The following is a 12,154-nucleotide window of genomic DNA, read 5'->3' as shown; positions in this document are numbered from 1 at the left end:
AAACGCGACAATTCTAAAGGTTTATTGTGGAAATTCCAGCGCCTGAAGAGATTTCCTGCCGATTTTTTTGTAACCGGGCGATTTATCGGAAAATGAGTCAGGTTAAAGGTTTGGTCGCTAGTAAAATGCAAGGAATTTAATCTTGAGAAACATATTTTGTGCCTGGGAACTCGGTGGGGAGCAAGGGCATCTGTCAGTAATTTCAAATCTGAATCGGGCGTTAACGGAGCTGGGCCATAATCCCGCTCTTGCTCTGAAAGATTTGAGCCAGGCTCATATGTTTTTTAATCCTACTCAAACAAGCATCTTTCAGGCTCCCGTGTGGCAACAAAGGTTTAAGACGAGCCGACCTGTGAACTCGATGGCGAGTGCTCTTTTATTAAAGGGGTATCGGGAGCCGGCGACTTTGCGTTCGATGGTTATGGCGTGGCGTAACCTGATGCTGACGGCAGGGGCTGAAGTGGTGTTTGCCAACTATGCCCCAACGGCACAGATGGCAGCTCTTTCTCTTGGTCTACCGATTATTATTCTGGGGAGTGGATTTGCTGTGGAACCTCCCGGCAGATCCGGTGTTAATTGGCAGACATTCCAGCCTATGGTGCGAAAAGGACTATCATCTGAAGAAGCAGTATGCCTTAAAGCCGCAAACCAGGTGTTGTCAGAACTGGGTTTATCAAGACTTACTCATTTATCTGATATCAATCAGGCCGACGTCTATATTTTCCACCATTTAAAGGAGCTGGATATATATAGACATCTCAGGTTGGAGGACGAGATATATCACCCTTTTTCTCTACCTGATGTTGTTGGGCAGATGACTTCTGAAGACTGGTCGGAGTCTGATACGGTTGTAGCCTATTTGAAGAGTTATTATCCAAAGCTGGATATTGTGTTGGGAGCGTTGAGCCGGTTTCCCATCAAAGTATTGATTAGTTGCCCGGGATTGCCCGAAGACAAATTGCAGGAATGGCGCAACAATGGGCTGGAAATATACAGTCAGTTATTGGATCTGCGCAGAGCTTTTAAGAATTGCCGTCTCTTTATAAGTCACGGTGGAATCGGAACACTGTCAGATGCACTTTTACATGGTATTCCATTTTTGGGGTTGCCATTCCATATGGAAAATCTTTCCAACTGCGTGGCTGCTAAGAACGCGGGGCTTGGCGATTATCTGGTAAAAATTGATAACCCGAAGTCTGTAGCGGACCAGATAAATCATTTCATGGAAAATGATGGTATACGGACAAGGTGCCGAGCGCTTGGGAAGAAATACTATGATCAGGTTGACAAGCCTTTGTCCGAAACAATAGACCAAGCCATTAATCAGGTGTTATCGCGTGGCGGAAAATAACTGCTTTTGTTAAGGAATGCCCAGAGATTGCGAAAATTGCGAGGTAACATTAGGTGCCGGAAGTTCTCGGCTATCAACGGCAAAAATAAGGGAAAACAATAATGACTACGTTAATAAATGATCATCCAAGCTCCAGGTACTCTCGTGGGCTTCGTTATGGCCTTCTGGTGCTGATAATATTTCAAGCCGTAGTTTCCGGATGCGCCACAAGAGAGCTGCTTCCTGCAGTTGTTATCTCTCCAAACATATCGGCCTCGGAGTATTCCGGATTTACCGTTGAAAACGCCAGCCAGCGGGACGGAGAAATCTATGCCATGTTAAATGTCGGAATTAACAAAGTATTTACAGAGAAAGGTTATCGGCCGGGAGTCAATTCCAAGCGCGATTTGCGGGTTCGATATTTATTGTTGGTGGACAGAGGACAGCGTTTGGTTGAGCAAGTCATTCCGACAGGGAAGGGGGACGTGACCAGACACTATATGGAAGCGGTAAACGAGGCTCGCTTCCTGGTAAATGTGGTTGATACGGCCACGAATGAAGTGGTTTGGAAAGCTTCGACCATCAAAGACATCTCGGGGAAATCGCTTCCCTCTCAGGAAGAATTGGAAGAAAGGCTGGCTGAATTTTTTGATTCGTTTCCAACCCGGAACTGATATCTTTTCAACTGCTTAAGGGAGATCTTTTTTTGAACGTTTGAGCGGAAAATAACCAGGACTCTGCTAGGTTTATTAATACACACCATCAGGGTCTTTGGAGTATTTTTATGCGTCACGTAAAACTATTAACCGCTCTTGTATTTACATGTTTTTCGATATTCACCCAGGCTGAAACCGTAAAACTGACGTCTCTTGACTGGCCACCATATACCGGTAAAGGACTCAAAGATAACGGGGCCAGTGTTGCCGTTGCCAAAGCAGCATTCGAGGCAGTTGGACATACGTTGGTCGTGGAATTCTATCCCTGGAAGAGAGCCGTCAATCTGGCTAAGGATGATCCAGGATACGACGGTTATTTCCCGGAATATTATGCTGAAGAGCTCAAGCAGGATTTTATTCTTTCAGCGCCAATGGGAAGTGGACCTCTCGGTTTTGCGGAGTTAAAAGACAAGCCGGTTAGCTGGAACTCAATTGATGAGCTTGTAAAATTCCGTATTGGGGTGGTTAGCGGTTACGTGAATACCGCCAGCTTTGATGACATGGTTGCCCAGGGAAAAATCAAAGCCAGTGAGGCATCTGATGATTCAAAAAATCTATTGAAACTCGCCGCCGGCCGAGTTGATATGGCGGTAGTGGATAAGAATGTCCTGACCTATCTATTATCTTCCGATCCCCAGCTGAAGCCGGTCGCTTCAAAGATTCAGTTCAACTCTCATTTGCTCGAGGATAAAAGCCTTTATATTTGTTTCAAAAAAGGTCCAAAGGGCGAAAAGCTGGCTAAAGAATTCAATGAAGGGTTAGGGAAGATCGATATCGAAGGCATTATGTCCAGCTATCTCGGGCAATAATCGTTTTGTATAGGAGTCCCGGTTTCAGCTCCAGACAATATGTGTCGGGTGGAGTCGGGCGCTTCGATTGTCTTCGCGGTAAATTATCGGAGCGATAGGTAGAGAGAGAGTACGCAGATACACAGAAGGTTTACCAGGACTCCACATTTGACCATTTGTTTCTGCTGGATCAATCCAGTGCCGAATACCAGCGCATTGGGGGGAGTGGCCACCGGCAGCATGAAGGCACAGGAGGCAGCAATGGCCACACCTATAGCCAAAAGCTCTGGAGCAACGCCGGTGTCTTCATAGGGCAGAGAAAAGAAAATAGGGACCAGCAGTGCGGCACTTGCCGTATTGCTGGCGAGCTCGGTCAGGAACACCATCAGAGCAATCGCCAGTGTCAGGAAAACCCAGGGCGGTACGCTTTTGAACCAACTGACAAGGCTGTCTGCCAGAAATAGGCTGGCGTGGGTTTCGGACAGCACCAGACTCAGGGTAATTCCACCACCAAACAGCAATAACACCCCCCAATCAGTGGTGTGATTGAAATCGTTCCAGGACAGCAAGCCGCTTCCCAAAAGTAAGACCACGGCGCCGATGGCCACAAAGGAATCGAAGTCTTTTGTAATGCCCAATAAGCCGGATATCTGACTGCTGAAAAGCCACAGTGATACGACAATGGAAAATATCACCAGAACCCAGATGGATTGTGGAGTCCAGCTCATCTTGAAAGCCGGGAAGTCTTTACCTTCCGTATCCTGATCAGGGAAGGTGGGTTGTAGCATCAGCCATAAAAGACCGATGGTCAGGGGTAACAGAATGACGACAACGGGAATGCCGACCTTCATCCAAGATGCAAAATCCATATTGAGAATAGATGCGGCAATAGCATTGGGTGGGCTGCCCACCAGCGTGCCGATGCCGCCGATATTGGCGCTATAAGCTACGCCCAGCAGCATAAATACCAGTGTTTTTCCGTGCTTTTCTCTGTCCAGTTTGCCTGTCAGTCCCATCATTACCGGCAACATCATCGCTGTGGTGGCTGTATTGCTGATCCACATACTTATGAAGGCGGTGGCTCCAAACAAATAGAGGGAAGCAAGCTTCAGATGGCCGGCAGCCATAGTGACCACCCTCCTTGCCAGCCACTGGTCGATATAATGTGTCTTTAAAGCGGCAGCGAGGGCGAAGCCTCCCATAAACAGATAAATGATGGGATTGGCAAAGTTACTCAAGGCTTCCTTGACCGTAAGTATGCCGGTGGCTACTGCCAGCAAGGGAACCAGCAGAGCTGTTGCGCTGATATGAATCGCTTCGGTCAGCCAGAGTATGGCCACAAACGTCAGGATACCTAATCCTTTTGCAGCTTCCTGATCGGTCTCTACCATTGAATAAACCAATATCCCAAGGCAGGAAGCCAGAAAAATGATAAGTGGGCGGCGTAAGCGAGGAGGCATGGTCTTTCCTGGTTTGGACGTTAATCAACAATAGCCTTGGATCATGACGAATCTTCATTCACTTAAAAAGCATCGTTCCGATCTTCACTGCCAACGAGTGTCACTAGGGTAGTGGAGATTTTCGGAGTTGCCTACCCAGGTTGCTTTTATTGTTGCATTCATTGACGTATTAATTGAGCTAAATCAAAGGTTTGGTGATGGTTCTGACGGGGGTTCTCGTTTAAAATATCGGGCTTTCCCCCGCTGTTTCCGGAGCTCCCGATATGACCCAGCATGATCCTCAACTCTCCCAGCTAAAAAGCGATTTTCGTCAGGAACTTGAACGCCTGTTTCGCTTATATGGCGATCATGGATATGGAGAAAACTGCACCCAATATGAACATATGGCCCAATGTGGTTGGTGGGCCGAGCAAAAGGGATATGACTCCGCTATGGCCGTTGCTGCATTTTTACATGATGTGGGACATTTGATCGCAGAGGATCAGGATCTGGCGGGGAGGGACCAGTGGGGATATGTGCATCATGATACGCTGGCGGAAGAGTGGCTTCGGAGGTGGGGATTCCCGGAAGAAGTCTGTCAGTCGGTAGGCATGCATGTCCAGGCCAAAAAGTATTTGGTAACCGCCCAGCCGGGATATGCGGAAGGTCTGTCGAAGGCTAGTCGGACCACACTGGAGCAACAGGGTGGTCCCTTTAGTGATGAGGAATGCCGGGAGTTTGAAAAACTGCCGGGATTCCAAAATGCCATCCGCTTGAGAGAGCTGGATGAGCTTGGCAAGGCAGAGGAGTTTGAATTACCGGATTTGCAATATTGGCTGGATGCGTCCTGTAAACTGTTAGCGATGTAGTCGGAGGCGTGAGTTGTGTATGTTGAAGTTAAGCTATCTGTATCTCTTGGTTGCGATCATTTTTGAAGTGGTTGGAACGACGGCTCTGAAATATTCTCAGCAATTCACCCGTCTTTGGCCCAGTCTTTTGGTGGTTCTTTGCTATGGTGCGGCGTTTTATCTGCTGGCTTTATCACTTCGTCAGCTAAACGTGGGCATTGCCTATGCGATCTGGTCAGGAGTGGGGATTGTCTGTATCGCTCTGATTCAGGTGCTGTGGTTTCGTCAGTGGCTCGATGCTCCGGCGATGGCCGGTATCGCACTGATCATTATCGGCGTGATGATCATAAATGTGTTTTCCAATACGGTGACTCACTAGTCTGTTATTCAATGATGCCTGGATAGTGAAAGCCCGGTATTGGAGTCGGGCTTCTATTCGGGCAAGTCTGTACTATCATCTCGATGGGCCCATTCGTTTAATTGAAAGAGCCCAAGCTGCCTAGCGCAGGGAAATGGTTTCCCAGCCGCGATCACTCGCAATATTCTGCAATATCGGGTCAGGGTCTACGGCGACTGGCCGACGGACTGCCTCAAGCAGAGGAAGATCGTTGTGGGAGTCGCTATAGAAAGCCGCGTCTGCAAATGAGACTCTGCGTTGTTTCGCCCATTGCGCTATTCGTTCCACCTTGCCTTTTCTGAAGGTGGGAATACCGACAATTTCGCCTGTGATATAACCGTTAACGAATTCAATATCCACCGCAAGCGCGTGTTCAATCCCAAGGCGACGTGCGATCGGATGAACCAGGTGGGAACCGGTAGCGGAAATGATGACCAGTTCGTCTCCGGCTTTGCGATGTTGCTCCAAGAGCTGGCGAGCTTTTGGCAGGATCATGGCTTCCACCACGTTTTTGACAAACAGGTCAATGACGTTGTTGGTTTCTATTGGTGACAATGTTGCCAATGGGCTGAGGGTGTATTTCATGTAGGCGCTCAAGTCCAACCGACCTGCTTCATAATCTTCCATGTAAGCATGGTTGGCGGTGAGGAAGTTGTCTGGAGTGACGACTTCGCTGGCTGCCAGATATTCTGAAAATGCCTGGGCGCTGTCGCCCTTGATCAATGTGTTGTCTAAATCAAATAACGCAAGTGACATTTTGACTTTCTATTCTCCAAATTCACCCTACCGATTCAGTGTTGGTGGGTGGGTTATAAAAAAGCGGATTTAACGGTTCGGGGAGCTGGGCCGATCAATTCCCTGGTCAGCCCAGCGCCACGGCAATCAAACCGCAAAAGGTAATGAATACGCCGGTAATTTTGGGGATATATAGGCGTTCCCCCAGTCCGACAATGCCCAACATGACGCCGAGGGGAATACTCACCTGGCGAAATGCGACGACGTAGCTGACATTGCTGACAAACGCCATACTCATGACCACCAGTGCGTAGGTTCCAAACATCAGGACGGCGGTGGTCATGTAGCTACTGAACGCAGATCTCAGTAGCGGTTTCACATTGGCGCGGGTAGAAGGATTAACGAATGTCATGAGCGCCATCCACAGAGTTGAGGTATAGCCCTGCAATACCACGTAGCTCATGGCAATCTCTGCCGGTGTCGCAAGAGGCGCTCCTGTCTCCGGATGATTCAGTGCTCTCATTTGGGCCGTAGCCGAATCGTCGACTAGTGAATAGCCTGACGTGGCACAGGCGGCCGCCAGTGCAAAGGCCGTGGTGACATTGAGATAATTGGATAGCCTCAAATCTGAAAAACTCCTCATGGGAATGAGGAGACAACCGGCAACAATCAGAATGATGCCGGCTATGGCCTGTCCGGAAATACTTTCTCGTTCCCCCAGGATAAAGGCGGATACACAAACGATGATCAAGGGTGATGAGCGGGCAATCGGATAGGCGATGGACATTTCTCCTGAACGATAGGCGGATGCCAGAGCCCAAAGGTAAATTGCCTGAAACAGCCCGGTTAATAGCAGCAGCCCCCAGATTCTGCTATCAAAAGCTTTTATCAGCTCCACCTGAAAGAACAGAACAGGAGTAAACAGCAATGACCCGGCAATGGTAACGAGGAAGAAGAAAGCCAAAGTCGGATTGGCCTTCTTTCCGGTATAGTTCCAGCCCGCATGGGCCACTGCTGATATCAGTACCAGGATGATCGCCGTCAGGGTCACTGAGGAAGGGCCTCTCCCGGCAGAATGGTGACGCCCGCGAGTCCCGGTGTTTCAGGGCCATACCCCTGAGCCAGCCACTGTTCTACCTGCACGACCGCATGAGGCAGATCAGCAATGCTGTCGATAATGATGTGGGCTCCGCCATGGCGAAAGCGGCGATTCGCCCGGGACCTAACCTGGCTCTGTTCCTCCTCATTCAGGGCGGACCACTCTTGGAGTGACAGTCCTGCTTCATTACCGGAGATCGCCACGCCCACAGTCCACATTCCGGCTGCCAGACCTTCTTCTATTCCAGGAATCGTATCGTCGACTTTGATACAGGCGCGAACATCGCTGATGCCAATCTCAAGAGCATTCTTCAGGCTCATATGAGGATAGGGGCGTCCTCTTTTGACATCGGTGGCGCTCACATTGCTGACAGGCCGGAAACCGTGCTCCGCCGCTATTTCTGCCAGTGTATCCAGCATCTCCCGGTTATAGCCGGAGTTAGCGCCGATCTGGATATCGTGCTGCGCGAGCCAGGAAACCGTATCCATCAATCCCGGTACAGGTTGTGCGTTGGCTTTGATTGCCGCAATCTGCATGGGAAGAAAGGCTGCATATAGACGATCAATATCCTGATCATCTGCTGGTTTGCCGTGCTTTTCCTGCCAGGCCTGGGCGACCCTGGGCATATTCAGAACACGGGTAATATGCTCACGTTTTTCCGTTCCCATGGGCTCACGGGCCTCTGGCAGAGTGATCGGGACGCCTTCACCAGCAAATAGCTCCTGGAATGCTCTGATAGGAGCCATGGATCCGAAATCATAGGTGGTGCCTGCCCAATCGCAGATAACTGCCTCCACCATACCGCGATAGTAGCGTTGATAGGCATAAGTCATGATAGAGTCTCCTCCATGATGGATAAGTTAACTTGCATAACACTGAGGACTTCCTGAATCGCCGAGAGAAGCCGGGAAACCTCAGGCGTGTCGATTTGCCCAATACAACCAATCCGGAAGCTGTCCATCTGAGTCAGCTTGCCCGGATAAATGACAAATCCTCTTTTCTTCAATTCTGCGTAGAAGCGTTTGAATTCAAATGCCGGATCGTCTGGACTGATGAAGGTCACAATGATGGGAGATAGCCAGATATCTTCCAGGAGCGTCTTAAACCCGAGTTTCCTCATGCCCGCCACCAGCTGGTCTCGATTTCGGGTATACCGGGCCAAGCGTCCCTGAGTGCCGCCTTCGGCTGCATGTTCACGCATTGCCTGGGCGAATGCCGCAACGGTATGGGTAGGTGGCGTATAGCGCCATTGACCGGTTTTTTCCATGTAGGCCCATTGATCGTAGAGATCCATGCTCAAAGAGTGGGCATTACCTTTGCAGTTTTCTAAAAGGTCCCGGCGAATCAGGCTGAAACCGAACCCGGGGACACCCTCAAAACACTTGTTGGCTGAGGAGATCAATGCGTCGAAAGGTAACTCTTCCGCATTTACAGGCAAAGCTCCAAAGGCGCTCATGGAGTCGATGATGAGCTTCCTTCCCATTTCTTTGACTACGCCGGCAACTGCTTCCACCGGATTCAGAATGCCCGAGCTGGTTTCACAATGAACAAGCGCAACCGTGGTGATAGCGGGATCGTCCTGCAGGGCTTTTCTGACCGCTTCAGGATCCGGAGGGAGATAATCTCCGGTGTCGATGATGCTATATGGCCGCTTGAGATAATCACAGATTTTGGCGATACGCTGACCGTAAGCACCGTTCATCAGTACTAACAGCTTGTCATTTGGCCCCAGCAGTGTTCCGAGCGTAGCTTCTACTGCGAAGGTTCCACTGCCCTGTAAAGGCACACAGACATGGCTGGTTTCTGCATTGGCAACTTTCAGCAAGCCGGACCGGATGCTTTGGGTCACCTGATTGAAGTCGTCATCCCAGGAGCCCCAGTCGGTTAGCATCGCTTCTTTAACCGTGTAGGTCGTGGTAATTGGGCCAGGGGTCAGTAAATAGTATTTTGGTTGGTTCATGAGGTTGTCCCTTCAGTTTCCCTGATTCTCCAGCGTTGGGTCCGTTGCAGCAGAACTCTGCTGATGGCCCAATGCACCAGTTTTGCTGTCACGCAGGTCAACATGATCATGACGGCCATGGCAGCTGCCGGTGCGATGTCGCCGGCATCATCCATATTCAGGACTGCCACGGAAGCCAGCATGGTGTTGTAGGAGTACAGGAAGATGACCGCAGATACGGTGGTCATGGCATTAACGAACAGGTAGATTCCTATGTCGAGAACAGCGGGCAGACAGACCGGTAGGGTAACCCGCCAAAAGGTAATAAACTGGGGGACTTTCAGGGATGACGAGACAGCTTCAAACTCGGGATCAATCTGCTTCAGTGCGGTGACGGCTGTCAGATGGCAGACCGTATAAAAATGGCTGATGGTGCAGACCACCAGTATCGCCATCGTACCGTAAATGCCATTCAGTGGATTCGCCGGTGAATTGAAATAGAAAATGTATGCTAGCCCCAATACCAACCCCGGTACGGCGAGCGGAAGAATGGCCATCATATGAAACAGGAATTTTGCAATGACAAAGCCTTTGAGCTTTTCCACCAGATAGGCATTGAAGAAGATAAAGAAGGTGCCGATCAGTGCGGTGTAGGTCGCCATACGGATGGAGTTCCAATAGGCTTCCCAGCCGCCACCATCCATCAGGTCAAACCGGTAGTTGTTGAATGAAAGTTCGAGGTTGTATGGCCAGAACTTCACCAGAGATGCGTAAATGGCCATGCCAATGATCCCCAGAATGGTCGTCGATAGTGCGACCAGAATGACGGTGAAAACCTTGTCGACCACCGCTCTTTTTTCGGGAACCCAGGGGACCGCTTTGGAGGTTAGTGCGGCAGATTGCCTGCGCTGCACCCAACGGTCTGCGATAAACGTCAGTAACGCCGGTAGTAGCAGGATAACACTCACCGCTGCCCCCATCTCAAAGTTCTGTTGGCCGATAACCTGTTTGTAAATGTCGGTCGCCAGAACATTGAATTGTCCTCCAATGACCTTGGGTACACCGAAATCGGTAATGACCAGAGTAAAGACCACAAACGCGGTACTGATCAGGCCGTATTTTACGCCGGGCAGAGTCACCGTCAGGAAAGTCCGGAAAGGTGAAGCACCGAGTACCTTGGCTGACTCATAAAGCCTTGCATCGGAGTTAGCCAGAGCGGTCAGTAGAATCATCAATGCGTGAGGGAAGGTCCAGAAGCAGGAGCCTATGACAACTCCGATGGGGCCATAGATGGATTCTCCCATCAGCAGCTCCTTCAGTACTCCCTGGTTACCGAACAGGTATACAAGACTGATGGCAGGGAGCAGGGAAGGGGCCAGAATCGGGAGGACCAGAATGGTTCGGAAGAGCCCTTTCAGCGGTAAGCGGGTACGGTTGATCGCATAAGCCGCACAGAAGGCTAAAGTGGTGACGATCAAAGTACTGAGCAGAGCAACCGTCAGAGAATTGGCTATAGAGCCGACCAGGCTTGGTGTGGAAACGTAGGTGGCAAAGTTCTGCAGACCAACGAACTCACCCTCGTGGTTCTGTACACTCTTTGACAGCAAGGTGTACAGAGGAGCCACTACCGCGATCACGAGTCCGACCATACCGATGGCCAGGACGCCGCCAAGCAACCACTCATCCGTGCTCCGGCGGGACAGCGCCCCCGGTTTTCTGAAGCTCATTGACTGATCTTTTGTGGCGATCGAAATGCTCATGATGAGGCCTTTTCAAACAACTGCAGTCGATGTCGCGGAAGTTGAATGTCTACGCTTTGGCCACTGCTAAGTCCGAGTTCAGTCAGCTCATTCATGGAAATGTCTGCGATCAGTATCTGACTGTGACCGTTCACCGCGACTCTCGAACGTGCTTTGGAACCAAGAAACTCAATGTCGAGAACAGTACCGTTCAGGACATTGTGACGATCTCCATTCAGGCGCAGACGAATATCTTCAGGGCGCACAGCCACTCGAAGCTGGGAATTCAGGTTGAATTCACCCCGCTGGTTGATATCAAGTCGAAGTGACTGGGTCTGTATCTGCTGGTGCTCGCAAAGGTGCCCGTCGAGGAAATTCATTTCGCCGACGAAGTCAGCCACGAAGGCCGACTGGGGAGAGCAATAGATTTCCTCTGGAGTCCCGATCTGTTCGATATGGCCATGGTTCATGACCACAATGCGATCTGCCATGGTCAAGGCTTCTTCCTGATCGTGAGTCACCATAATCGTGGTGACTCCAAGCTTTTCCTGAAGCTGTTTAATTTCGTGACGTAAATGAGCCCGTACCCGCGCATCCAGTGCTGAAAGTGGTTCATCCAATAACAGCAGTCCGGGAGAGGTGGCCAGAGCTCGGGCCAGAGCCACCCGTTGCTGTTGTCCGCCCGAAAGCTGGGAGGGATATTTCTGTTCGCTCCCTTCCAACCCGACAACCGACAGTAGTTCCCGAATCCGTGTCATTCGATCCTGGCGGGACATACCACGGGATTTGAGGCCATAACCGATGTTGTCGGCGACAGATAAATTGGGGAATAACGCGTAAGACTGGAATACGATACCGAAATCCCGGTTTTTTACCGGTGCATTGGTGATGTCGCGGCCTGCCTGCAGGATTTGTCCGGAACTTAATTCGTCCAGGCCTGCAATAACCCGAAGCAGAGTGGTTTTTCCGCAGCCGGAAGGGCCCAGGAAGCAGACAAACTCGCCTTCATTTATTGTCAGCGATACTTTTTTCAAAGCCTGGAAATGGCCGAAATACTGATCAATATCGATCAGCTGCAGGTAGGGATGGGATGTCATAAGTCGTGTCTCATTGCGATTGAGTGT

Annotated in this window: 12 protein-coding genes; 5 read left to right on the top strand and 7 right to left on the bottom strand. The window is 50.2% G+C overall.

The genetic code is table 11. From position 1 onward, the window contains the following. Positions 1 to 361: 361 nt before the first annotated feature. The 3 genes from BTA51_RS22895 to BTA51_RS22885 all read left to right on the top strand — a co-directional run bounded on the left by BTA51_RS22895 (position 362) and on the right by BTA51_RS22885 (position 2,855). Positions 362 to 1,351 (top strand): glycosyltransferase, encoded by a 990-nt coding sequence (locus BTA51_RS22895; protein ID WP_210404904.1) that lies wholly within the window; start codon positions 362 to 364, stop codon positions 1,349 to 1,351. Between the two features lie 101 nt (positions 1,352 to 1,452). Continuing rightward, on the top strand, positions 1,453 to 2,004 hold the full coding sequence (locus tag BTA51_RS22890; protein ID WP_094711417.1) for a DUF4136 domain-containing protein: 552 nt from the start codon (positions 1,453 to 1,455) through the stop codon (positions 2,002 to 2,004). A gap of 110 nt (positions 2,005 to 2,114) precedes the next feature. After that, the gene (locus BTA51_RS22885) at positions 2,115 to 2,855 is read left to right on the top strand and encodes an ABC transporter substrate-binding protein (protein ID WP_094711416.1); all 741 of its coding nucleotides are present in this window, start codon (positions 2,115 to 2,117) and stop codon (positions 2,853 to 2,855) included. 83 nt (positions 2,856 to 2,938) lie between these two features. On the opposite strand, the gene BTA51_RS22880 is transcribed toward BTA51_RS22885, so the two are convergent. After that, the gene (locus tag BTA51_RS22880) at positions 2,939 to 4,294 is read right to left on the bottom strand and encodes a DASS family sodium-coupled anion symporter (RefSeq protein WP_094711415.1); all 1,356 of its coding nucleotides are present in this window, start codon (positions 4,292 to 4,294) and stop codon (positions 2,939 to 2,941) included. A 263-nt stretch (positions 4,295 to 4,557) separates the two neighbouring features. Between BTA51_RS22880 and BTA51_RS22875 the strand changes: the two genes are divergently transcribed. Beyond that, complete coding sequence (locus BTA51_RS22875) at positions 4,558 to 5,142, top strand: phosphonate degradation HD-domain oxygenase (RefSeq protein WP_094711414.1); 585 nt, start codon at positions 4,558 to 4,560, stop codon at positions 5,140 to 5,142. Between the two features lie 19 nt (positions 5,143 to 5,161). Beyond that, positions 5,162 to 5,500 carry a multidrug efflux SMR transporter gene (locus BTA51_RS22870; RefSeq protein ID WP_094711413.1) on the top strand — a complete coding sequence of 113 codons (339 nt, stop codon included), beginning with the start codon at positions 5,162 to 5,164 and terminating at the stop codon, positions 5,498 to 5,500. Between the two features lie 120 nt (positions 5,501 to 5,620). Here the strand turns inward: BTA51_RS22870 and BTA51_RS22865 are convergent, their stop codons facing one another. From BTA51_RS22865 to BTA51_RS22840, 6 genes are all read right to left on the bottom strand, one after another. Then, the gene (locus tag BTA51_RS22865) at positions 5,621 to 6,274 is read right to left on the bottom strand and encodes an HAD family phosphatase (protein WP_094711412.1); all 654 of its coding nucleotides are present in this window, start codon (positions 6,272 to 6,274) and stop codon (positions 5,621 to 5,623) included. A 106-nt stretch (positions 6,275 to 6,380) separates the two neighbouring features. After that, positions 6,381 to 7,304 (bottom strand): DMT family transporter, encoded by a 924-nt coding sequence (locus BTA51_RS22860; RefSeq protein WP_094711411.1) that lies wholly within the window; start codon positions 7,302 to 7,304, stop codon positions 6,381 to 6,383. Next, positions 7,301 to 8,185 (bottom strand): phosphonoacetaldehyde hydrolase, encoded by an 885-nt coding sequence (gene phnX / locus BTA51_RS22855; RefSeq protein ID WP_094711410.1) that lies wholly within the window; start codon positions 8,183 to 8,185, stop codon positions 7,301 to 7,303. Before phnX ends, BTA51_RS22860 begins: the two co-directional genes overlap by 4 nt. Next, positions 8,182 to 9,312 carry a 2-aminoethylphosphonate--pyruvate transaminase gene (locus tag BTA51_RS22850; RefSeq protein WP_094711409.1) on the bottom strand — a complete coding sequence of 377 codons (1,131 nt, stop codon included), beginning with the start codon at positions 9,310 to 9,312 and terminating at the stop codon, positions 8,182 to 8,184. Before BTA51_RS22850 ends, phnX begins: the two co-directional genes overlap by 4 nt. Beyond that, on the bottom strand, positions 9,309 to 11,051 hold the full coding sequence (locus BTA51_RS22845) for a putative 2-aminoethylphosphonate ABC transporter permease subunit (RefSeq protein ID WP_094711408.1): 1,743 nt from the start codon (positions 11,049 to 11,051) through the stop codon (positions 9,309 to 9,311). The genes BTA51_RS22850 and BTA51_RS22845 overlap by 4 nt, the downstream gene beginning before the upstream one ends. Next, the gene (locus tag BTA51_RS22840) at positions 11,048 to 12,127 is read right to left on the bottom strand and encodes a putative 2-aminoethylphosphonate ABC transporter ATP-binding protein (protein WP_094711407.1); all 1,080 of its coding nucleotides are present in this window, start codon (positions 12,125 to 12,127) and stop codon (positions 11,048 to 11,050) included. The genes BTA51_RS22845 and BTA51_RS22840 overlap by 4 nt, the downstream gene beginning before the upstream one ends. Positions 12,128 to 12,154: the final 27 nt, after the last annotated feature.

Source organism: Hahella sp. CCB-MM4 (genome assembly GCF_002260525.1).
Taxonomy (GTDB): domain Bacteria; phylum Pseudomonadota; class Gammaproteobacteria; order Pseudomonadales; family Oleiphilaceae; genus Hahella.
This window is presented reverse-complemented; position numbering and strand designations above follow the sequence as displayed.

Bases quoted from the DNA above. Each gene is read 5' to 3' on its own strand.
- BTA51_RS22865 (WP_094711412.1), bottom strand. From the start codon at position 6,274: ATGTCACTTGCGTTATTTGATTTAGACAACACATTGATCAAGGGCGAC.
- BTA51_RS22885 (WP_094711416.1), top strand. From the start codon at position 2,115: ATGCGTCACGTAAAACTATTAACCGCTCTTGTATTTACATGTTTTTCG.
- phnX (WP_094711410.1), bottom strand. From the start codon at position 8,185: ATGACTTATGCCTATCAACGCTACTATCGCGGTATGGTGGAGGCAGTT.
- BTA51_RS22870 (WP_094711413.1), top strand. From the start codon at position 5,162: ATGTTGAAGTTAAGCTATCTGTATCTCTTGGTTGCGATCATTTTTGAA.
- BTA51_RS22840 (WP_094711407.1), bottom strand. From the start codon at position 12,127: ATGACATCCCATCCCTACCTGCAGCTGATCGATATTGATCAGTATTTC.
- BTA51_RS22890 (WP_094711417.1), top strand. From the start codon at position 1,453: ATGACTACGTTAATAAATGATCATCCAAGCTCCAGGTACTCTCGTGGG.
- BTA51_RS22850 (WP_094711409.1), bottom strand. From the start codon at position 9,312: ATGAACCAACCAAAATACTATTTACTGACCCCTGGCCCAATTACCACG.
- BTA51_RS22845 (WP_094711408.1), bottom strand. From the start codon at position 11,051: ATGAGCATTTCGATCGCCACAAAAGATCAGTCAATGAGCTTCAGAAAA.
- BTA51_RS22895 (WP_210404904.1), top strand. From the start codon at position 362: ATGGCGAGTGCTCTTTTATTAAAGGGGTATCGGGAGCCGGCGACTTTG.
- BTA51_RS22880 (WP_094711415.1), bottom strand. From the start codon at position 4,294: ATGCCTCCTCGCTTACGCCGCCCACTTATCATTTTTCTGGCTTCCTGC.
- BTA51_RS22875 (WP_094711414.1), top strand. From the start codon at position 4,558: ATGACCCAGCATGATCCTCAACTCTCCCAGCTAAAAAGCGATTTTCGT.